The organism is Roseiflexus sp. (genome assembly GCF_057785375.1).
Genome location: NZ_JBYNRX010000039.1, coordinates 30,672 through 51,104, shown reverse-complemented (window position 1 = coordinate 51,104; position 20,433 = coordinate 30,672). Strand labels below are relative to the sequence as shown.

The window sequence follows — 20,433 nt, the reverse complement described above, 5'->3', positions numbered from 1 at the left end:
TTGCACACCCATGATTGATCTCCGACTGTTGCTGGCAGTCGCCGCCGGTAAATCGGCTGGCGTTGCCAGCCGCCTGTTGCGGCGCGGCGGCGGCACGACGCTCCCCGGCGTCGTCGCTCGACGTATCGATCCGCAGGCGCTGCGGAAACTGGCGGCAACGCTGCCACAGGGGGTCGTGCTGGTTTCTGGCACGAACGGCAAAACCACCACGACCCGCATGATTGCAGCGACGCTGGCGGACGATGGACGGATGCCGCTCCACAATCGCGCCGGCGCCAACCTGATCAGCGGCGTGACTGCAACGGCGCTGGCTGGCGCATCGTTGAACGGGCATACGCACGCGCACATTGGTCTGTTCGAAACCGACGAAGCTGCTTTCCCCGGCATCGCGGCAGAAACCGCGCCGCGCCTGATTGTGCTGCACAATCTGTTCCGCGATCAGCTCGACCGCTACGGTGAAGTCGATACGGTGGCGCAGGGATGGCGAGTGGCGCTCGCACGTCTTTCTGCGGCGACAACCGTGTTGCTCAACGCCGACGATCCGGCGGTTGCGGCGCTCGGAGAAGGGTTATCAGCCAGGGTGCGCTATTATGGTCTCAATGATCTGCGCCACGCCTCGGGCGCTGCGGCGCAGATCGGCGATGCCCGCTTCTGCCGGCGCTGCGGCGCGCCATACCGTTACACGGCGCTGTTCTACGCGCACGTCGGGCATTACCGGTGCGACTCGTGTGGCGCGATGCGCCCGACGCCGGACTATGCTCTCGAACGGCTGGACCTTCGCGGCACAGAGGATGCCATCCTCTATCTGACCTTTCCAGGGGGGGCGATGGAAACGCATCTGCCGCTTCCAGGTCTGTATAATGCGATCAATGCGCTTGCAGCAATCGCTGCGTGCCTGGAACTCGGCGTTCCGGCGCCACGTATTCGTGCCACACTCGAACGTTTCGACGCTGCCTTCGGACGTATCGAGCGGGTCGATGCGGGTGGCCGCCCATTACTGATTGCCCTGATCAAAAACCCCGTCGGCGCCACCGAAACCATCCGTATGCTGACGGATGCGTTCAACGTTCAACGCGCAACGTATTCTGAGACGTTGCGATGCAACGTCTCTACGGGTGACGTTCAACCCTCAACGTATTCCGAGACGTTGCGGTGCAACGTCTCTACGGGTGACGTTCAACGTTCAACGTTCAACGTTCAACCCTCCATCTCCTCATCCTGATCAACGACCGCCATGCCGATGGCACGGATGTCTCGTGGCTGTGGGATGCGGAGTTCGAGCGTCTGGCGGGGCATGTGGCGCACGCGACAGTCGGCGGAACGCGCGCGGCGGATATGGCAGTGCGGCTGAAGTATGCGGGGGTCGAACCGGGACGCCTGACCGTCGTCGACGATCCGGCAGATGCGCTGGACGATGCGCTGTCGCGGTTGCCATCTGGCGCAACGCTCTACGCTCTGCCGACCTACACCGCCATGCTCGATTTGCGCGCCGAACTGGTGCGTCGCCGGTGGGTGCGACCGTTCTGGGAAGATTAGACTGCATCCAGACCTGAACTCAATACCCTTCGAATAAGCTCACACAAAGGCGCAAAGGCGCAAAGACTCCGCGCCTGATAGGAAGATCACCCTCAACCTGGACGATTACGCCTGCACCTGTGGAGCGGTTAGCGCTGGTTTCGACCGCTCAACCTGCGTTGGCTTCGGCAGGCTCAGCCAACGCCGAATGGATGCTGCTCCGATGACTGACCGCGAGCGGGACGCCCGTGCACCCAGGTGGGACGTTTAGCCCTCATCCCACGGATTAATGACCGGTATGCCAGCGCCAGCAAAGTCCCTGATGTTGCGCGTGACCAGGACGTATCCTCCGTCACGCGCGATTGCCGCAACCAGCGAGTCGATCGCAGGCAATAACCGTCCATTGCGCTCGAGCGCCGCAGTCAGCGTTCCCCAGGCGAGGGCGACACTGGTTGTGATCGGGACGATCCGTCCCTGGAAGCGCAGCAGGAGATCGTTGTGCAGCCATTCCTGTATCGTCTGTTTGCTCTCCGTATCGGGGAGTTTCTCAACGCCTTTTTGAATCTCGCCAATAGTGATGACGCTCAGGTATACCGTGTCGGGGTCGAGACCGTCGATCCACAAGATGACCTTCGGATCTGGTCGCCGGGAGATCAATTCAGAGATGACGTTGGTATCAAGCAGATACTTCATATGCTTATGTCATCGCGCAAACCGCTCTGATCGCGCTGGAGATCAATATCGACTCCAGCGAGCGGCGACTCTTGAAAGAATTCGGAGAGTTTTCTACTTGTGAGGTGCATACGCCGATATTCGGTATACGACAGAACCACCACTGCCTCAGTTCCGCGTCTGGTGATGATCTGAGGACCATTGCGGAGCGCCTCGTCGACGACCTCGCTCAATCTGTTTTTGGCTTCGTGCAACTGCCAGATGCGCGACATAGATTTCTCCTGTCTAGCCTATCTAGCCAGATTATACCATGCATCAAGGCGCTAGGGAGACCGCACGATGTGGTATAGTTTGCACGCACTTGTTCTCTCCGCGAATGAAATCGGTTGCAACGCCGGAGATGCATTGCAGAACCGAAGGAGCGCATGCTATGGTCCCCTATTTCACGCATGTCGGCGGTAGCCATGGTCTCAACATGCTGGATGTCAATCCCTGTACCCTGCTCGATTTCGGTCGCCTGGTCCTTGTCGATGGCGCCAGTTTTTCTGGCGAAACCGGCGGACGCGAGGCGGTGCTCGTTATTTTCGGCGGGCGCTGCACGGTGCAGGTGGCCGGAAAGACGTTCGCCGGGATCGGCGCGCGCCCCAATCCGTTTGCCGGAAAACCGTATGCGGTCTATCTGCCGGCTGGCAGCGTCTACACGATGACAGCGCATGGCACGCTGGACGCCGGTCTCTGTTCGGCGCCGTCGGATCTGGTGACCGATCCGTATGTCATTACGCCCGATATGATTGTGCGGGTCGATGCGGGCGCCGCCAACTTCAGCCGCACGCTCTACAACATTCTGACGACCAGCAGTCAGCCGGAATTGCCTGCCTCGCGGTTGTTGGTCGGTGAGACGTTTGTGCCCTCGGGTAACTGGAGCACCTACCCGCCGCACAAGCACGAGGTCGATAACCTGCCCCACGAGGCGTACCACGAAGAGATGTACTATTTTCGCGTGAATCCTCCTGAAGGTTTCGGGTTGTGCCGCCATTACAGCCCGGAGCGCGGCTATGACCATACGTACACCATCGCCGACTCGACGATTTTCATGACGCCTCACGGCTACCATACCACCTGTAGCGCGCCAGGGTATACGAACTACTTTCTCTGGTTCCTCGCCGGCGCCGGGCGCACCCAGGCAGTCGCGTTCGACCCGGCGCTCGCCTGGGTGCAGAAGGCTGTGCCGCTGATCAGGCAGGCGGAGCGAGCATGAAGAGGAATGCACTCGATCAATTCCGTCTCGATGGTCGTGTGGCGCTCGTCACCGGCGGCGACAAAGGATTGGGGCAGGGGATTGCCGTTGCGCTGGCGCAGGCTGGCGCGGATGTGGCGGTTGTCTCCCGTTCCGGGAATGCGGCTGCGACGCCGGACGCCGTCGCCGCAGCGGGACGGCGTGGCGTGGCACTGACCGCTGATCTGAGCAGCACTGCATCGGTTGACCGGATTGTTGCCGAGACCTCCGCGCACCTCGGACGGATCGATATTCTGGTCAACAACGCCGGGATTATTCGTCGCGCGCCGGCAATCGATTACGGATGGAACGACTGGCGCGCCGTGCTCGACGTGAACCTGGATGCGGTCTGGGCGCTGTGCCAGGCGACCGGACGCCTGATGATCGCTCAGGGGCGCGGAAAGATCATTAATATCGCGTCCCTGCTCGCCTTCCAGGGCGGCATTCGCGTCCCCGCCTACGCCGCTGCAAAACATGCTGTCGCCGGGTTGACGAAGGCGCTTGCGAATGAATGGGCGTATTTGGGGGTGAATGTGAACGCCATCGCCCCCGGCTACATGGTCACTGACAATACACAGGCGCTACGCGACGACTCGGAACGCGCCCGACAGATCCTCGAGCGCATTCCCGCCGGGCGCTGGGGCGTTCCCGACGATCTGGCGGGTGCGGCGATCTTTCTGGCATCCTCCGCCAGCGACTATGTGCGTGGTCACGTGCTCGTCGTTGATGGCGGGTGGCTGGCGCGGTGAAGCAGCGGTTGCATTCCGCTTTCGGAAGTATGGCATAATGCGCCTTCGTCCGGTCAGTACATATGAGAGCTACGAGGCTGCATGCACCATGTTGTTTATCGTCCGGGCAGGGGCGTTGCCGTAGCTGCGCTGCTGATTGCGTGCATTGTGGCGTTGCCTGCCTATGCCGCGCCGCGACCGGCTGGGATTGCCGATGGGGTGATTGTCGCGCCAGACGGCGGTTTTGCGCTGGCGCCTGATGCGCCGCCGGCGCCGGCAGCGTTTGGCAATGCTGGACGTTTCGGGAGTTTCGTCAGCGACGCAGTTATGTATCAGAGCGTGTTCGATACGCTGCGCGTCACGTATGAAACCCGCCTCCCGCGCGGCGCACAGGTGGCGCTCGATGTGCGCGCCAGCGCCGATGGCGTGCATTGGACGCCGTGGGTCGTCGATCTGACATCGGGCGCAACGGCGCAGTTCGACCGACCGGCGCGCTATGCACAGTATCGCATTCGCCTGCTGGCGACGGATGAAATGCCGTCGCTTCACTCCCTCCGGTTAACTCCGATCCGTTCCACGCCATCGTTCACCGCATTCGAGAACGAGCCGCCGCCGGTCGCGCCGACGTTTACCGTCCACGCCACGCGCCTGGGGCTGGTGGGACGGCGCACCGCCAATGGTCATCGAATCGCCCAGCGTGACCGTTTTGTGGCGCTGCCGTGCGTCTGCGTGCTTTCCAGTCGCGGCGGCAACGAATATATGGTGCGTATCACGTACAAGGACCGGAGCGTCGTCGCGCCAGTGTACGACGTCGGACCGTGGAACACGCGCGATAACTACTGGGACCCGCAGGAGCAACGATATTTCAGCGACCTGCGCCAGGGATGGCCCCAGGACCACGCCGCTTTCTTTGATGGGCACAATAAAGGACGCGCACAGCATGGCAGGGTGCGCTTCCCCACCGCTATCGATATTGCCGATGGTATTTGGTGGGACGACTTTGGCATCAAGGGCGACCGCGCCGTGGTGGATGTCACGTTCCTCTGGATGGGGCGCGACCCGCTCGAACCGTCCGATCAGCCTCAACCTTCCCCGGAAACGCCGCCTGCTGATGCGTCTATCGCCCCTGCGCCCGGTGATACGCCGCCTGCTGATGCGCCTATCGCCCCCGCGCCCAGTGATACGCCGCCTGCTGATGCGCCGGAGGATGCAGAACAGGGTGCAGGGGAGTGACGTTACTATGCACTTATGTGTGGTCAGGTGGTTGCCACACTACGGGTACGTCCCCTCACGAGGTGCGCAACGTCCCGACGCCTGTTTTCCTCTCATCCCCCCTCTTTCCACACGATACATGATCCACACGTCTGAGAGCGGCTTCCAAGCCTGTGCAGGCGGGCTTCGCGCCCCTCCCCCGCGCCTTCCGCCGCCAGGCGGATTTTTCGAGCATCCCCGCACAGAATCGTCTCCCACCCTGTCCCCTGGCGCTACCCGCGTCCCCTACCAATGCCCGCCGTTTCCTGCAACCATCGTGGGGCATGGTTGGTCTTCACAGTCGCGCCGCAGCGGCGTATACTGCGGCGCAGAATAGTACGCAACGCGGTGAAGGATGCAGGCCGCGATGAGCAGACGGCGTTCGGGCGCAGAGCTGCGGCTCTATGCCCGAACGTCGTTGTGTTGGCGGGGAAAAACGTTTAAGGTTCGTTACAACGCAGAAACGGTGATATGCTATGCTCAAATGGCATAATGTCTCATTACCTGTCACCGGAGGTTTGTATGACAACAACCCGTCATCGCTCGACTCGCCGTCTGCTCCTCTTGACGCTGCTGGAGCGGACATCCGTCACTGACCGTCAACGCTGTTCGTTCAACCAGGAGAGTGCATGATTCGTCTCATTCTTCAACGACAATCGTCATCCATTCTGTTGACCCTGGCCGTCGTTCTGTTCGTGGCGCTTGGACTCGGCGTGCTGTTCGGCGTTCCGCGCGGCGGGGACGCCCAGGCGCTGGGCGACCCGAACGCGCCGCGTCCGACCGTCGCGGCGCCGACGGTCATCGCCGCGCAGCCGCCGATTGCCCGTCCGGCGGCGCCGGTTGACCATCGTCCGCCTGACCGTCCCGACCCGTCCTTGCGCATGCCCGACGTCGCCTTGCATCCCGCCGCCATCGCCGCCGTTCAATGCGCCCTCGGCGCGACGGCGCCGGCGCACGACCCGACGCTGGACGAAGCCGCCATCGCCATCGCCCGCGCCGGGTTCGCCGCCGACTCGGTGGACGCCATGATCGCCGCCGAACGCGCCGTCGCCGCCGAGTACGATCTGATTGTATGGGGCGTCCTGGGCGGCTTCGCCGCCGTCCATGCGCCGGACGCCGACCCGTGCCGCTTCGCCGGCAAGGATCTGCGCGCCGAACTGACCCGCCCGGAGTGGGCGTCGGCGCGCGCCGTCGGCGTCGCCTTTTTCGCCGAGCCGAGCGCCGACGCGCCGGTCTCGGAACTCATCGTCGTCGGACGACGATGACCGCAGCCGGGAGGAGTCTTCCATGCCGTTCCGTTCACTTCTTCGCTTCATCCTGATCGCAGCGCTTCCCATCGCCATGCTGACGGTCGCCGGCGGCGGCGCGTCCGCCGACGACGCGCCGACGGACGGCATCGCTCCGTTGCCGCATGAGTCCCGCTCGTTCGATGCGCCCCAAGCGGGGGGCGTCCGCCCCGTCCCGACGCAGGCGGACGCGGGGGAGTCCGTCGCGCCGCCCGCAGCGGTCAACGCCCCCGTTCCCCCGCAGACGGCGGGCTTCGAATCCATCGCCCCGCAGTCGGCGGGAAGATGGAGCGTCTATTTGCCGCTCGTGGCGACCCCGTCCGACCCGCTGCGCGACATGGAACTGGAGTTCATCCGCCTGCTCAACGAAGAGCGCGTGCGGCGCGGCATTCGCCCGGTCGTCGAAGAAGCGCGCCTCAGCGCCTATCAGCGCGACGCCAGCGCGCCCCTCGTCGCAGAAACCATCGCCGCCGAGGGATTGAAGGCCGGGTGCCGCCATCAGGCGCGCTATCCGCTGATGCGCTCCTTCGCGTTGCTTGAAGCGCTCGCCTGCAACGTCGTCTCGGCATCGCGCGCGCTGACCATTCTGCTCGACAGTCCGCCGCATGCGGGGATCATCCTGAACGACGACGCCGACACGGTCGGCGTGGGGGTCGCCGGCATTCCCGGCGATACGTGGGGCGGTTATGTCGTTGCGGTGATGACGGCGGCGACCGACATCATCGCGCCGGAGGACCTGAGACCGCGCGCGCTGAACGCCGTCAACGCCCATCGCATTGCGCTCGGCTTGTCGCCGCTGACGCCCAATGCGGCGCTCGACCGCGCCGCGCAGCGCATCGCCACGCAAACCGCCGCACAGCCGCCGGTTGCCGCGAGCAATGGATGGTAGTTCATCCCCTGCGACCACTGGTTTGACCCGACGGAGTTTGCGCAGGCGGAAGGGTATCGCGGACGGACGTTGACCAGGACATTGTGCAAGCAGAACGCCGGGTTCTACTCGCGGTCGCGGATCGACGCCGACCTGGCGTGGCTGCTGGAGCCGCCGGATATTCCTGCGGACCCGTGGCAGGCGGCGTATCAGGCGGAGTGGCGGGCGGCGGGGGTCGGCGTCGCCTACGCCTACAACGACCTGTGGCCGGATCGGTTCTACGGCAACAGTCACACGTTTATCATCATCGTGCTCGGCGATGACCCGAACGGATAATCAGGAGGATCGCATGCGCGCATCATCGTCCGACTCCTTCGTCGCTCCGCCGTCAAGCGCCGCCCCGCCCCCCGCTCCGCCGCCGGCGCGACGCGGGGGAACACGGCGCCGCATGACGGCGGTCGTTGCGATTATCATCGCGCTGCTCATCGGCGTTGCGCTGCGCCCCGCCGTCAGCGGGGCGCAGTCCGGCTTGCCAAGCGGGCACCCGTGGGTTCGGGTTCCCGTCGGCAGTTCCTCTACGCTTACGCTGTATGAAGATGTCTCCCGTCGCTACTATCACGGACGGGAAACCGCGCCGCAGCCGCAGTTCAGCGGCGGGCTTATCATCAATCGCCCCGGACCGCCCAGCGGGTGGCCCGCCGTCGGCTACCCCGGCGATGCCGTGCTCGGCGGAGTGAGCATCCCCGGACAAGGCGCACGCGTCGCCTGCCCGAACGATTGGCCGGACAACAGTTCTCCTTTCTCCTTTTGGTCGTCCGGGTACTGGGCGGTTTTTGCACCATGGTCGCGGCAATCAACCGCCGGTTCCGTCACGTGGACGAAGGGAAGCGAGTACAGCGCCTTTTTCCCCTCCGGCGGCGGGTGTGCGGTCGGTCAAATGTCCTGGTACGTTGAACCGACGCCGACGCCGACGCGTCTTCCGGGCAATCCGACCCCGACCCCGCTGCCGTCGCTGGCGCCAAGCAGTATGCCGACGCCGACGATGATCCCTGGCGGTCCGGCGGCGTGTCAGACGGTTCCGTATCCGATGCGGCTGTCCCTTGAGGTGAGGAAGGCGAACGGGACGACGGAGCTGCACCAATACAACTATCTTGCCTATCGTACGGATTACACGTTCGACGTATACTGGCATGCGCAAGGCAAGAACGTGACGTTATACGATATCCCGCCGAACGATCGCGAGGACCCGACGACCCGCTTCCCGCACCTGCGCACCTGGATTCGGCTTGCTCCGGGCGACGTCGTGACGGCGACTTTCCCCATTGGGGAATTTGACACCTTGTCGGGGAACGGGATAGGCGGCGCGTACCATTGGGGCAGGGCCACCATACGGATCGCCATTCAGGAAATGGGGACGGACCTCAGTCCGGGGGGGAACGGCGAGAACGCCGACCGGCTCCTCATGTGGCTGGACATTGAAAGAAACGCACGGGACGGACTACCTCCCGCCGTGCCCCCAACGTGGAAAGACCTCGATTTCCAGTTCAACACCTTCGCGCCGCCGATCGGGTTCCAGGCCGTTCTCGCGCCGGGGGTTGCGATCGTCGATCCCAGAAACGTGTTTACGTCCTTCGACGGCGCGGACCATGGGAACGAGTCCGCCGTCCCGCGCAGATCCTGGCCGGACGAAACGCATCGTTACCTGCGACCGCTTCAGGGGCGTTACCCTAACGGGGACATTATCAACCCAAACACGGCGAACGCCCCGCCGTTGAAGTTCCGCTTCACGGTCGGAGAGGGGAAGATGTATCGCATGTTCGCCATCACCCGCATGGAACGCCCCGGCTGCGACATGGGCGAAACCGATGGCTGGAAACTCGGTCGTCCGGTCGGAACCTTCTCCCAACTCGCGTTCGGCGATCCGCGGACGGATGATTTCAATCCGAACCCTGACCTCATCATTGCGCGCGGCGGCGCGCAGGAGGTCGCCGCCGGCGCCCGGGCGGAGTATCGGATCGAGGTGACCAACAACCCGCGGGTCACGAACCCGATCACCTCGATGACGACGCTGCTGACCGAGACGATTCCGTCGGGACTGGAGTTCGTCAGGGCGAGCTGCGACAATTGCACGACGTTTGCGCAACGGAGCGGAACCTCGCCCAACGGCGCATTCGTTTGGGACATCGGCGCCATCCCGCCGAGCGAAAGGCGCACCGTGCACATCACCGTGCAGGCGCCGTTGACGGCGCCCAACGCGGCGACCATGGATGCAAAAACCATGCCGGCGCCGCCGCAGGAGGACAGGGTCCCGGGTAACAACCAAGCCAGCCATACGATGCGCATCGTGCGCGGGAATGTGCGGGCGGAGATCGTCGCGCCGAGGCTGACGCGCCCCGGTCAGGAGTTTGTAATTCGCGTGCGGGCGCGCAATACGACGCCGAACGCGCCGGCGTTCATCCGTCAGATGATCCTGACGCTGCCCTACGGCGTCGCGCTGGTCGACGCCGGCGGCGGGCATGTGGACGGGTCAAGCGTCTCCTGGAATTATAGAGGGGTCGAAGGGCTGCGCGTAAACGGCGGCGCGTCGCACGAGCAGGTCGTGCAGGTGCGGACGCTGCGCGAAGACGAGACGGCGGCGCTGCCGGCGTTCTTGACGACGAATCTGCAGATCATCCCGGTGCCCGGCGGCGACAGGGATCCGAGCGACAACGCGGCGCGGGCGCTCACGGTGGCGCTGATCACGCCGAGGCCGCAAGGCGACGTGCGCTTGCGCATCCATTCCGAGTTCGACCCGAACGAGGGGGTGTACCTGACGGAGGGTGCGGCGTTCGCGTGGCCGCTCGGCGAGACGCTCTACTTTACGCCGCGCGTGACCCTGACGGAGCGACAGCCCGGTCTGCCGTACTATCGGGTGGATCAACGGATCGTCGCCTGGAGTTTCCGCTCCGGTCCATGGAACCTGACGCAGTCCGGCGCGCCCTGTCGCGCCCGCGAGGAGCCGCTGGCGACGGACACGGCGCATGCCGACCTGAGCGGGATGCCGGGGTGTCGCTATCGCTACCTTGACGCGCAGCCGTCGCCCGACGACATGCGCCGCCAGGGACGGCTGCACTGGTCGGCGTTTGCGCCGAACGTCGAGGAGCCGACGTATCTTGTCTCGCCGCCGCCGGCCGATCCGAGCATTCGCATTCGGTATGCGGTGCTGGTCACGTTGACGGAAACCGGAGAGGACCTGGACGAGGACGGACGGAGCGACAGCGTGCTGGAGCGGCGAACGTTCGTTCTGGACGGCGGCGAGGCGCCGGTGACGCTGATCGCGCCGCGGGATGCGCGGTGACCAACGACGCGAGGGTTCATCAGGAGGGCGCTCCTTGCGGGGCGCCCTCGGCAAAGGACAGGACGCACACCCAAAGGAGGATGGACATGATCGAACGCCTATCCGTCATCTTCCGCCGATCCATCCGCCGCTCCTGTCATGGGCAGTCCTTGATCGAAACGGCGATCACGCTCTCCATTCTACTGATCATCATTTTCGGCGGGGTGGCGGCGATTCAGGCGATCGGCGCGCATTATACGGTCAGCCAGGCGGTGCGGGTCGCGGTGCACCAGGCGGCGCTGCGCGGCGCGACCGGCGGGATGGACGGGCGCGACTATGCGCTGAACGACGCGCCGGGACCGGTGGCGGAGGCGGCGCGCGCAGCGTTCGCCGGGAGCGTGTTCGCCGACCCGCAGCACGCCGTCATTCGCGTGCGCTGCGAATCCTCGTGTCGGCGGTATGACCCGGTCACGGTGACCATTTGGTATCAGGCGGAGGTCTGGACGCCGATCCCCGGACTATTGACCGACATTCGCGTCGAACGGAGCGCCACCCGCACGCTGGAGCAGGATGTTCAACCGTAATCGCAGGAGCTGCGCCATGAAGCGACCCGCCAACCGCTGTCTCGCCGTTCTGATGCGCGCCGAATCCGGGCAATCGCTCGTGTTCGTTGCGCTGGTTCTGGCGTTTCTGACGCCGTTCGTGTTCACGATCATCGAGTTCAGCGAACGCCAGCTGGAGGTGGCGCAGATGGAAGATGCGCTGCAGCAGGCGACGCGCTCGGCGGTGCAGACGTTCGCCTATGACCATCTGGCGCGCAATCGTCGGCGCATTAACGAGGAGCGCGCCAAGCGGGAGGCGCGGCTGACCTTCGAGCGCAACCTCGGCACAGTGCGGGGCTTGAGCGGAACGCCCGCAGACTTGGCGCGGCAGGTGACCTGGACGATCCTGCCGGAGGGCGGGACGTGTCGGTTCGCAAATCAGGAGACGATGACCTTTGATCGGCCGGCGGTCTGCGCCGAGGTGCGTCCGACGCTGACCGGGTTCGGTCTGCTGGGGTATGGACCGTACCGTCCGCTTATCACGGCAGCCGCAGCACTCGATGTCCTGGAACGATAGGATTTCTCAATAATCACGACAACGGAGAGCTACTATGTCCTCAAGTCTCTCGACACCGCTGAGCAGTGCGCTCACCCCCAAAAAGTCGCAGGTTGTACCGGCGCTGTTGCTCGTTATCGGCATTGCAGCATCGCTCGCCGCCGCCGCCTACGGCTATATCGAGAGCCGCCGCACCGAACGTGTGGTCATTGCTGCGCGTGATGTCCACTACGGACAACAGATCACCGCCGATGATCTCGCTGTGATCGAATTGCCGTTGCATCGTCCGGTGCAGGTGACGGGAATAACCGATCCAGGCGCCGTCATCGGGCAATATGCAACCCGACAGATTGGGGTAAATGACCTGCTGCAAGCCAGCATGCTGTCGCCGAATCTGCCAGATGAGCCGGTGTATCCCAACGGGCGCAAACTGGAGCGGAACATGGTTCCGGCCCCATTCGCACTGACCGGCGTAGGACCGGTCACCGACCGCGACCGGTTGAACATCGGGTTCATCGCCAGCGACCCATTGCTCTGCGACCGAACACGGGCTGACGTATCGCCTGGAACTGTTCTGAATGTTCCAACGACCCTTGTGGTGGTTCAAGAAGGTGCGCGGGCATATGCCTGCCGCTGGATGTCCGGCATTCCAATTCTGTACATCGAAGACGACGTTGCATATCTGGAAATGACCCCCGCGCAGGCGCATGCGCTGCGGGCGCTCCAGGCGGCAAATGTGGCGCTGTGGGCGGAGCGTTATGGCGCCACCAGCGATCCCTTGCAGTACATGGACCGCCTTGATGCCGCCCAGGTCATTTTGCCCGACCTGACGCGCCCTGTTACCGAGACGCTTCGCCTCGAGCCGCAGATTGTCTCTGACGCGCGCGCGCCGATCCCTGGCGCGACTGCGCCGATTCCCGGCGCTCCAACCACATCTTCCCCTGACGAATAATCTGCGTTCCCCCCCATTATCGGCAGATACCGTCGCTGTACAGGACAGGAGGCATCCTATGAGCGGGTTTTTTGTCGCAAAAAACGGTCAAGAAATTGAAACACAGTCTCTCGATACACATCAACGCACCGTCTCTGACGCTCCGCTTTCCCCCAACGAGCGGCTGGCTGAACTGCGGTTCTGCCAGGAGACCAGGCGGTTGAGCGACTGGCAACGACCCGTCGCCGAAACCATGTGTCGCGCCGGTCTTGGCAACGGATACACCGTTGCGGAATGGGCAGAGATCGCATGGTACGGTCCGCTCGATTTCTGGCTGCACCCCGGATCGCGCGTGTCCGACATGTTTATCGATGGACCGGATCGCACACTGGTCGTTGTTGAGGATGGGAACCGCACCGATACCGGCATCCGCATTGGCGACGAGTGGTTGCGCTGGACGCAGCGCCAGTTGCTCCTGCGAGCCGGTTTCGTCACTCCCGATCATCCCGACGACTGGCGCAGTGATGATGGGCGGGTCGTTCACGCGCTCTACGGCACAGCCGACCGGCGGCTGCGGTTCGCTGTCACCCGTCCGCCGTATACGCCGGATGGCGCGACGGTCGCTGTGCGCGCGCTTCCCGCGCGCTGGCGAACAATCGACGATCTGGCACAGCAAGAGGCGGGCGTCCTGCCACGCGAAGCCGCCGAACTGCTGCTCGAAGCCATTCGGCGCGGCGTTACGCTTCTGATTGCCGGCGGCGCGGGCAGCGGCAAGACCACTCTCACAGCGGCGTTGCTCCAGGCAATTGCCGCCGAGAAGCGCGTAATCCTCATCGAAGACGCGCGCGAATTGCCGCTGCCGCCTGACGGAGTGGCCGTGGAAGTGTTGCGCAGCCGCAGCAGTTTTGCCGGTTGTGTCCGATTGGCGCTCCGCCAGCGTCCTGATCTGATCGTCCTTGGCGAAGTGCGCGGTTCTGAAGCCCTGGCGATGCTCGAAGCCGCTGCAACCGGTCATCCCGGCATCTGTACGATCCACGCTCCCGACGCGCTCACCGCGCTGCGCAACCTGGAGCGCTTCGCCACACTCGAAGGTCTGGCGTCGCCGGGGATTGTGCGTGGTCTGATGACGAGCGGCGCTGTGCCGTTGATTGCGCTGCATATCGGGCATTACGGCGGACGTCGGCGTGTCGGGCAGGTGATCGAGGTCATTGTCACAAGTGGTAGTCAGGCAGGCGACATCCTGCCGCACAACATCCTGTTTGCTTTCAATCCTGCAACAAACCGGCTCGAACGGAAATACCCTGTCCAGAGCGCATGGGGCAAGGGTCGGCTATAAGGCTGGGATTTTCGAACACAAGGAGCTTTCCATGGCAACCGAACTCTTACTGGTCACCAACACACCAGGGCTTGTCGAGGCGCTTGGCGGCTACAATGGCATTCTTCCCTTCGCGGCGCCGAACCTGGCGCGGGTACGCAGCCTGATCGTCGGCGAACAACCGCCGCCGGCGGTGTACCTGGAAGATACGCGCGGCACCATTCCCGACCTGTGGGACACCATTCGCGCGGCTCAGGCGCGCGGAGTGCGCGTGTTGATCGGGCTTCAGAGCATTGGCGTGGTGCATGCCGGCGACTTTACCGACGCCGGGCTGGCGGTAACCACAGCACGTGGACCCGAAGCGCTGGCTGCCTGGATCGCGCAGCAACTGGGCGCTGCCAGACGACTTGCCGCGCGCCAGGTGACGATTGCGGTCGCCGGAGCGAAAGGCGGCATCGGGAAAAGTCTGGTGGTTGCATCGCTTGCAGAAGGGATGCGTCGCCGCGGCTTGCGTGTGCTCGTTGTTGACGGCGATCTCTCGAACTCAGGTCTGGTGCCGGAATTTCGCATTCCGGCGGGGTTTGGCTCGTTTCTGACATTGCGGCAGGAAGGACACGGTCATTCGCGCTTCACACCCGCCAACGTCGCTCGCCTGATCTGGCGGCATGCTCCCAGCGGCATTGACTTCCTCCTTGGCGCCGATGAGTCTGCGCTGGCTGCCGACTTCACGCTGCCGGATTGGCGCGCACTGATGCAGGCGGTCGGCAGCCTGGGCGAGGTGCTGGATCACGATTATGACGTTGTGCTGATCGATACCGGTCCTGACATGAAGAAACGCCCATATGCGCTCGAAGCCGCGCGCAATGGTGGATGGGTCGTCCTGCCGGCGCCGCCGGGACGCAAAGAGCGCGCAGGGGTTGGGATTGCGCTGCAACAGTTTGCGACGCACCAACCCGACCTGACTGATCGCTGCATGCTTATTTTGATGGAACCTGAGCGTGGCGTGACCGTTGGTGTGCGCCGGGTCGCGCCGTTGTTTGCTGAACATTGGCCCAAAGCCCGCATCATCGGCACATTGCCGCGCGACCCGTATCTGGTCAGCCTGGCAAACGAAGAGACGGATCGGTATCTCTCACCACTCGATGCCGGCAGGTTTCGCCCTTTCTCACTGGCGGTTCACAATATCGTTGAGGAAATGTGCGGCATTATCGGGCTGCCGCTGCCGCAACCGAAACCGAGTGTCAACCTGTTCCGGCGCTGGTTTCCAGGAAAACCAATGTTGAGAGCGGGAGGTGAGGCGAGGCAAGGGGCGTGAGGCGAGGGACAAGAGGCGAGGAGTGGGAAGGAACCCCGGTTCTCAGTTCTTGGTTCTCGGTTCTCGGTTCTTGGTTCTCGGTTCTTAGTTCTCGGTTCTTGGTTCTCGGTTCTCGGTTCTCGGTTCTCGGTTCTCGGTTCTCGGTTCTCGATTCTCGGTTCTCGGTTCTCGGTTCTCGGTTCTTCAACAAGGATACGCTATGAACCCTCGATCCATCATCAACCCATCTACGCCGCTGCTCACCATCGAGGAAGACGGCGGATTGGCGACGCTTCTCGGCGGACCAACCGACACCCTGGCGCGCGAGGCGGCGCTGCGTGAGGCAGCCATTCTACAGGCGGCGCGTGATGAACTCCAGCAGGCGTTCAGCGCCGACGGACGGCGGCATTTGCTGAACCCGTTCGCGCCTGCCGCCGAGCGAAACGCCGAAGTCGTCGCCGTACTGCGCCAGGCAATCGGGCAGCATCGCGCGCGTGGCGGCCCGCTGGCGCGTGTCCCGACCGATGATGAAACGCTGCTGGAGATCTTTGCCGCTACCATCGGTTGGGGACCGGCGCAGCGGTACCTCGATGATCCGCGCGTCAACGAGGTCAAAATCATCGGGCGGCGCATTCGCGTACAGGAGAGCGGCAAACCCTTTGTGACCGTTGCGGAGCAATTTGTCACTGCCGCTGAAGTGCGCGATCGCGCAATGTTACTGGCGTCGCTCATGGGTGTCCACCTCGACGCGCAGAACCCGCAGGAAACATTGCCCGCCGATCACGGAACGCGCATTCATGCAACTATTCCGCCGCGCATCCCGACCGAAGATGGCGCGCTGATCTGCATCCGGCGCGGGCGGCGTGTCGCGTGGGATTTACACGACGTGATGCAGCATGGCACATTTGATCGGCAGATCTGCGACCTGCTGCTGCTGCTGGCGCGGGCGCGCTGTTCGTTCCTGATTGCCGGGCGCACCGGCAGCGGCAAAACAGCGCTGCTCGAAGCGCTCGCCAACTCCTGGCCCGGCGATCCCCATATCCTGACCATCGAAGACCACATGCAGGAGATCCATATCCGGCGCGCCGACCTCTGGACACGCGAACAGGTCAATACCCAACGCGACCCCAATGCCTTCGGACGTGTCGCCAGAGAAGCGCTGCGTCAGACGCCCGATCTCCTCTGCCCTGGCGAGATACGCGGCAACGAAGCAGGGGCGGTGCTGGCACTTGTGCTCTCCGACCATCCGGTCATCACCACGCTGCATGCGCGTTCATGCAGCGAAGCGATTGAACGCTTCGCCAGTTTTGCCGCCATGCCTGGCGCATATATGTACGAAAATCGCCGCACCGATGCCCTGCGAGACGCAGCCAACGGCTTCGATGTGGTGATCAAGGTGGATAACTGGGAAGAACTCGGTCTTCGCCTGATCACCGACATTGCGCTGCTGGACGGCGTCGTTATGGAAGAAGGCGCGCCCCGTCCGGCGCTGGTTCCGCTGGCAAAGGTCGATATCCGGTCGGATGGACGGATCATCTGGCAATGTCGGGCAGTCGTCGGCAATAGCGGGTTGTTGGAATGGGCGGAAAGCGATCAGACGCCAGCATCGCTGCGCGAAAAACTGATACGGGCGCGCGCTCTGGCGCAGGTGCGGCAGAGCGCCACTACCCTCGACGCTGTTGCAGGTGCGATTGCCCGCGCGCATACCCACATGCTGGCAGGTGCGCCAGAGCGCGCGCTGGCGGCGCTGCGCAGCGCCTGGCTGCAACGCCGCGACCCACGACTGATCGGTGCAGCGCAGGACATCTTGAGTCAGGCGCCAGGCACCTTTGCCAATGCCATCGAGCAGGCAACCATCGAGGGTGCGGCGCTACAACGGCTTATTGAAGCAAACCGCTGGCGCGACGCGCGCCTGGCGCTCGATGCGATCATGACCGACCTGGCAATTGCAGCGCATGCTGCGCCGCCGGGCGGCTGGGAAATGGTCGAGGCTCACATTCGTCAGGGTATCGCTGCCGAGACCGCTGCCGAAGAAGCGCGCATCGAAGCGGAACGGGCGCTCGAGCAGGGGCAGCCCCGACTCGCCGTTGATATGCTTGCCCACTTTACTCCATCCAATCTGCCGGTAGCGATTGCGCTTCCACTGATTCGTGTGCGCGAACGCGCAATGGAATATCTGGTCCAGACCGGGCAGGGGTCTGAAGCCGCGCTTGCAACGGTACGCGCACAGCGTCTGTCGCTGGAGGCAGGCAACAAACCGGACGCATGCTGAAAGGATGCTGCAATGAACCCCGAATCGATGATCATACCGAACACGACCCATCCTGAAACCGTGTGGCTGGCGGATATTCCGCCGCTGGCGGCGACCATTGCTGCAATTCTGGCGCTGACGCTGCTGATGCGCAGCCGATTGGGGGCAGCACTCGATGCGTATCTCGTACAACGATTCGCCCGTCCTGGCGCCGATCTCCTCGATCCTGCGCTGCGCTGGCATCCCCCGGTGATATGTGCGTCGCGTCTGCTTGGCGTATGCGTCATCGCCGCGCTCGTGATCCTGGTGGTCGTCAACCGGATCGGACCGCTGCTCGTGGCGCTGGTGCTGGCAGGACCGGCGACGGCGCTGCTCGTCTGGGGGCTGCTCTGGTTTGAAGAGCAGCGCTACGTGAACCGCATTGACGCCGCACTACCGGCGACGGTCGGGCGACTCGAGGCGCAGTTGCGTGCAGGAAGCGGTTTGCAACCTGCCATCGAGAAGGTTCTTGCCGATATGCCTGCCTCGCCGCTCAAAGCCGAATGGTCGTGGCTCCTGGAGCGGCTCGGACAGCCGCTCACCACCGGATCGCTCGCCACTGCGACGAGCGTGTGCGCTGCGTTGCGTGCGCAGACGCCATCGCGCCGCCATGCCGCGTTTCTGAGCCATCTTGAGATTGCTATCGATCAACCGCACGCCTCACTGGTGCAACGTGTGCGGGCCGCGTATGAAGCCATGCATGCATCCGACCGCCGCGCCAGTATGCTGGCAACAGAACTTTCGCAAATGCGCAATACTGGAATTGCTCTCTTCCTGATCAATGTTGGCATCACGCTCTACCTCTTCATCGTGCAGCACGAGCGGTTTCTGACCGCGTACAGGAGCGAGGTGGGCGTGCTCGCGGGAGCAGTGCTGGCGCTGGTCGTCGGTGCGCCGCTGGTCGGCGGCTACCTGTTGGGACGGGCTGAAGACATAACCTATTGATGCCACCAGATGAAGCGAGGCGTTCCATGATCGACATCTTTGTTGCACCGGGCGTCTGGACAGTTTTTGCCGGTATTGCCGGAGTCCTGATTGCCGTTATTGGCATGGCGCAACTCGAGCATGCGCGCGCATTGGCGAGCGGATTGCGCACTCTTCCTTCACGTTGGGGTATGACCGGACGGTTTGTGCTGGGACACCTCGCAGCACTGCCGCTTGCGTTGACGCTTGTCTTCCTCATCGTGGCCACAGGAATCGACGGCATGCCGCGCCTGCTCCTGGCAACTGTTGCATTCGCTATCTATCTGTATATCGGCGTGATTATCCCGCGCAAACCGATGACAGCCAGACAGCGGGAACAGAAACGATTGCGACGATTGATCCCTTCGTTTGTTGCCTATGTCCGTGTGGCGCTTGCCGGGTACGATCCGCCGCCGGCGCTGCTCGAACGCTACCTGATACGACCCGATGACCGATATGCGCCGATGCAGCGCGTCGTGGTCGATGCGCTGCGCCTGGTGCGCGACCACGGCGTACTGCCGTTCGATGCAGTGCGACGTGTGGCGCGCGAGCGGGGATGCCCTGAATTGATCGATGTTGCGGAGGCGCTGGCGCAGGCTGAGGCGGAAGGTTCCGATCCGCAAACAGCGCTGCTGGCGCAGGAAACGACGCTCAATCAGGTGCTCCACGACGAGTTTCGCCAGATGATTGAGCGCCGCAAACTCTATCTGCTCGCGCTCGCAGCCCTGGCGGTCGTCAGTGTGCTGGTGCAGATCATCTTCGTGATTGTTATGGGCAGCAACGTGATGGGGCGTTTCTGAGCCGGAGTATGGCACGATGACACCTTTTCGCCGCAACCGTTCACGTCGCCGGAGTGCGCCGCCGCAGACCATCGCGCAGCGCCGTCGCGCGTCTCGCGTTCCGACAATCGGAGATCGGGTGGTGCGCTGGCTCCTGTTCTGTCCGTCGGTTGATCGGCTGCTGACCATCATCCTGCGCTATCCGCGCGCGCTCATGATTGCTGCCATCGGCGCTGGAGCAGGGCTTGCGATCTGGCACATGGGGGCGGTTCTGCGCGCATCCGATGCCACACCGAATCTGGCGCGCATCGCCGATGGGCATGAATTTTCGCTGCCGACCCCGGCGATGACGCCAAACGATGACGTTGTACGCTTTCTGGCAGCGTACAACCAGGCGAGCGCACTGGCTGCGGCGCATGGACAGGCGGCGCTGCTCGAACCCTATCTGGCGCCCGACGGTCCCGCCTGGCAGGCAGTGGCAGCGGAGTATGCGCGTCGCGCCGGCGCCGGTGAGCGCCGCAATGCCACCCTGGTGCGCTGGGGCGTTTTGCAGAGCGACGTGACCTCCGCCGGGGGATGGATCGATACCCAGGAGCAGTGGGATGTCGTCATCACTGTCGGTGGACGCATTATCGACAGCAGACGTGGCGTACTGACTCGCAACCGCTACTGGTTGCGCCAGGACGCTGGCGGCTGGCGGATCGTCGATGCAGCGACAACTGAGGTGATCCGATGAGTGTGGCGCATAAGCAAGGGTGTCCTGTCCCTGTTGGTGTGCACGCGCAAGATACCCTCGCTTCCGGGAAAAGAGTGAACACGTGTCTGTCGAAGGGGCGCTGCGGGCGAAAGCC

At 63.7% G+C, this 20,433-nt stretch carries 20 protein-coding genes; 18 read left to right on the top strand and 2 right to left on the bottom strand.

What is annotated here, in order from left to right:
- The first annotated feature begins 10 nt into the window (after nt 1-10).
- Both AC3EA7_RS07550 and AC3EA7_RS07545 read left to right on the top strand, forming a co-directional pair.
- Nucleotides 11-1,222, top strand: coding sequence for a Mur ligase family protein (locus AC3EA7_RS07550; protein ID WP_488613424.1), 1,212 nt, complete (start codon nt 11-13; stop codon nt 1,220-1,222).
- A complete protein-coding gene (locus AC3EA7_RS07545) occupies nt 1,216-1,536 on the top strand; it encodes a DUF1727 domain-containing protein (RefSeq protein ID WP_488613433.1) in 321 nt (106 codons plus the stop codon). Before AC3EA7_RS07550 ends, AC3EA7_RS07545 begins: the two co-directional genes overlap by 7 nt.
- A gap of 246 nt (nt 1,537-1,782) precedes the next feature.
- Here AC3EA7_RS07545 and AC3EA7_RS07540 read toward each other — a convergent pair whose 3' ends face one another.
- The gene (locus tag AC3EA7_RS07540) at nt 1,783-2,208 is read right to left on the bottom strand and encodes a PIN domain-containing protein (RefSeq protein ID WP_488613423.1); all 426 of its coding nucleotides are present in this window, start codon (nt 2,206-2,208) and stop codon (nt 1,783-1,785) included.
- Nucleotides 2,205-2,459, bottom strand: a complete 255-nt coding sequence (locus AC3EA7_RS07535) for a type II toxin-antitoxin system Phd/YefM family antitoxin (RefSeq protein ID WP_488613422.1) — start codon at nt 2,457-2,459, stop codon at nt 2,205-2,207. Before AC3EA7_RS07535 ends, AC3EA7_RS07540 begins: the two co-directional genes overlap by 4 nt.
- Before the next feature lie 158 nt (nt 2,460-2,617).
- Between AC3EA7_RS07535 and AC3EA7_RS07530 the strand changes: the two genes are divergently transcribed.
- From AC3EA7_RS07530 to AC3EA7_RS07455, 16 genes are all read left to right on the top strand, one after another.
- The gene (locus tag AC3EA7_RS07530; RefSeq protein WP_488613421.1) at nt 2,618-3,445 is read left to right on the top strand and encodes a 5-deoxy-glucuronate isomerase; all 828 of its coding nucleotides are present in this window, start codon (nt 2,618-2,620) and stop codon (nt 3,443-3,445) included.
- A complete protein-coding gene (kduD, locus tag AC3EA7_RS07525; protein ID WP_488613420.1) occupies nt 3,442-4,212 on the top strand; it encodes a 2-dehydro-3-deoxy-D-gluconate 5-dehydrogenase KduD in 771 nt (256 codons plus the stop codon). Before AC3EA7_RS07530 ends, kduD begins: the two co-directional genes overlap by 4 nt.
- Nucleotides 4,213-4,293: 81 nt before the next feature.
- Entirely contained in the window at nt 4,294-5,424 is a 1,131-nt protein-coding gene (locus tag AC3EA7_RS07520) for a hypothetical protein (RefSeq protein ID WP_488613419.1), read from the top strand.
- A 647-nt stretch (nt 5,425-6,071) separates the two neighbouring features.
- Nucleotides 6,072-6,707, top strand: coding sequence for a hypothetical protein (locus AC3EA7_RS07515; protein WP_488613418.1), 636 nt, complete (start codon nt 6,072-6,074; stop codon nt 6,705-6,707).
- Between the two features lie 22 nt (nt 6,708-6,729).
- Nucleotides 6,730-7,617, top strand: a complete 888-nt coding sequence (locus tag AC3EA7_RS07510; RefSeq protein WP_488613417.1) for a hypothetical protein — start codon at nt 6,730-6,732, stop codon at nt 7,615-7,617.
- Between the two features lie 69 nt (nt 7,618-7,686).
- A complete protein-coding gene (locus AC3EA7_RS07505) occupies nt 7,687-7,932 on the top strand; it encodes a hypothetical protein (protein ID WP_488613416.1) in 246 nt (81 codons plus the stop codon).
- A gap of 13 nt (nt 7,933-7,945) precedes the next feature.
- A complete protein-coding gene (locus tag AC3EA7_RS07500) occupies nt 7,946-10,933 on the top strand; it encodes a hypothetical protein (protein WP_488613415.1) in 2,988 nt (995 codons plus the stop codon).
- Between the two features lie 86 nt (nt 10,934-11,019).
- A complete protein-coding gene (locus AC3EA7_RS07495; protein ID WP_488613414.1) occupies nt 11,020-11,496 on the top strand; it encodes a TadE/TadG family type IV pilus assembly protein in 477 nt (158 codons plus the stop codon).
- 16 nt (nt 11,497-11,512) lie between these two features.
- Nucleotides 11,513-12,031, top strand: coding sequence for a hypothetical protein (locus AC3EA7_RS07490; RefSeq protein WP_488613413.1), 519 nt, complete (start codon nt 11,513-11,515; stop codon nt 12,029-12,031).
- A gap of 34 nt (nt 12,032-12,065) precedes the next feature.
- Complete coding sequence (locus tag AC3EA7_RS07485; RefSeq protein WP_488613412.1) at nt 12,066-12,962, top strand: SAF domain-containing protein; 897 nt, start codon at nt 12,066-12,068, stop codon at nt 12,960-12,962.
- A gap of 58 nt (nt 12,963-13,020) precedes the next feature.
- Nucleotides 13,021-14,277 carry an ATPase, T2SS/T4P/T4SS family gene (locus tag AC3EA7_RS07480; RefSeq protein WP_488613411.1) on the top strand — a complete coding sequence of 419 codons (1,257 nt, stop codon included), beginning with the start codon at nt 13,021-13,023 and terminating at the stop codon, nt 14,275-14,277.
- Between the two features lie 31 nt (nt 14,278-14,308).
- A complete protein-coding gene (locus AC3EA7_RS07475) occupies nt 14,309-15,571 on the top strand; it encodes a nucleotide-binding protein (RefSeq protein ID WP_488613410.1) in 1,263 nt (420 codons plus the stop codon).
- 199 nt (nt 15,572-15,770) lie between these two features.
- A complete protein-coding gene (locus AC3EA7_RS07470) occupies nt 15,771-17,822 on the top strand; it encodes an ATPase, T2SS/T4P/T4SS family (RefSeq protein WP_488613409.1) in 2,052 nt (683 codons plus the stop codon).
- Nucleotides 17,823-17,834: 12 nt separating this feature from the next.
- Nucleotides 17,835-18,785, top strand: coding sequence for a type II secretion system F family protein (locus tag AC3EA7_RS07465; protein WP_488613408.1), 951 nt, complete (start codon nt 17,835-17,837; stop codon nt 18,783-18,785).
- 26 nt (nt 18,786-18,811) lie between these two features.
- Nucleotides 18,812-19,603 (top strand): hypothetical protein, encoded by a 792-nt coding sequence (locus AC3EA7_RS07460; RefSeq protein ID WP_488613407.1) that lies wholly within the window; start codon nt 18,812-18,814, stop codon nt 19,601-19,603.
- A gap of 16 nt (nt 19,604-19,619) precedes the next feature.
- The gene (locus AC3EA7_RS07455; RefSeq protein ID WP_488613406.1) at nt 19,620-20,318 is read left to right on the top strand and encodes a hypothetical protein; all 699 of its coding nucleotides are present in this window, start codon (nt 19,620-19,622) and stop codon (nt 20,316-20,318) included.
- The last annotated feature ends 115 nt before the right edge of the window (nt 20,319-20,433 follow it).

Excerpts from the sequence above, each read along its gene's own strand:
- AC3EA7_RS07550 (WP_488613424.1), top strand. The coding sequence starts at position 11 with ATGATTGATCTCCGACTGTTGCTGGCAGTCGCCGCCGGTAAATCGGCT.
- AC3EA7_RS07540 (WP_488613423.1), bottom strand. The coding sequence starts at position 2,208 with ATGAAGTATCTGCTTGATACCAACGTCATCTCTGAATTGATCTCCCGG.
- AC3EA7_RS07535 (WP_488613422.1), bottom strand. The coding sequence starts at position 2,459 with ATGTCGCGCATCTGGCAGTTGCACGAAGCCAAAAACAGATTGAGCGAG.
- AC3EA7_RS07530 (WP_488613421.1), top strand. The coding sequence starts at position 2,618 with ATGGTCCCCTATTTCACGCATGTCGGCGGTAGCCATGGTCTCAACATG.
- kduD (WP_488613420.1), top strand. The coding sequence starts at position 3,442 with ATGAAGAGGAATGCACTCGATCAATTCCGTCTCGATGGTCGTGTGGCG.
- AC3EA7_RS07520 (WP_488613419.1), top strand. The coding sequence starts at position 4,294 with ATGCACCATGTTGTTTATCGTCCGGGCAGGGGCGTTGCCGTAGCTGCG.
- AC3EA7_RS07515 (WP_488613418.1), top strand. The coding sequence starts at position 6,072 with ATGATTCGTCTCATTCTTCAACGACAATCGTCATCCATTCTGTTGACC.
- AC3EA7_RS07510 (WP_488613417.1), top strand. The coding sequence starts at position 6,730 with ATGCCGTTCCGTTCACTTCTTCGCTTCATCCTGATCGCAGCGCTTCCC.
- AC3EA7_RS07500 (WP_488613415.1), top strand. The coding sequence starts at position 7,946 with ATGCGCGCATCATCGTCCGACTCCTTCGTCGCTCCGCCGTCAAGCGCC.
- AC3EA7_RS07495 (WP_488613414.1), top strand. The coding sequence starts at position 11,020 with ATGATCGAACGCCTATCCGTCATCTTCCGCCGATCCATCCGCCGCTCC.
- AC3EA7_RS07490 (WP_488613413.1), top strand. The coding sequence starts at position 11,513 with ATGAAGCGACCCGCCAACCGCTGTCTCGCCGTTCTGATGCGCGCCGAA.
- AC3EA7_RS07485 (WP_488613412.1), top strand. The coding sequence starts at position 12,066 with ATGTCCTCAAGTCTCTCGACACCGCTGAGCAGTGCGCTCACCCCCAAA.
- AC3EA7_RS07480 (WP_488613411.1), top strand. The coding sequence starts at position 13,021 with ATGAGCGGGTTTTTTGTCGCAAAAAACGGTCAAGAAATTGAAACACAG.
- AC3EA7_RS07475 (WP_488613410.1), top strand. The coding sequence starts at position 14,309 with ATGGCAACCGAACTCTTACTGGTCACCAACACACCAGGGCTTGTCGAG.
- AC3EA7_RS07470 (WP_488613409.1), top strand. The coding sequence starts at position 15,771 with ATGAACCCTCGATCCATCATCAACCCATCTACGCCGCTGCTCACCATC.
- AC3EA7_RS07465 (WP_488613408.1), top strand. The coding sequence starts at position 17,835 with ATGAACCCCGAATCGATGATCATACCGAACACGACCCATCCTGAAACC.
- AC3EA7_RS07460 (WP_488613407.1), top strand. The coding sequence starts at position 18,812 with ATGATCGACATCTTTGTTGCACCGGGCGTCTGGACAGTTTTTGCCGGT.
- AC3EA7_RS07455 (WP_488613406.1), top strand. The coding sequence starts at position 19,620 with ATGACACCTTTTCGCCGCAACCGTTCACGTCGCCGGAGTGCGCCGCCG.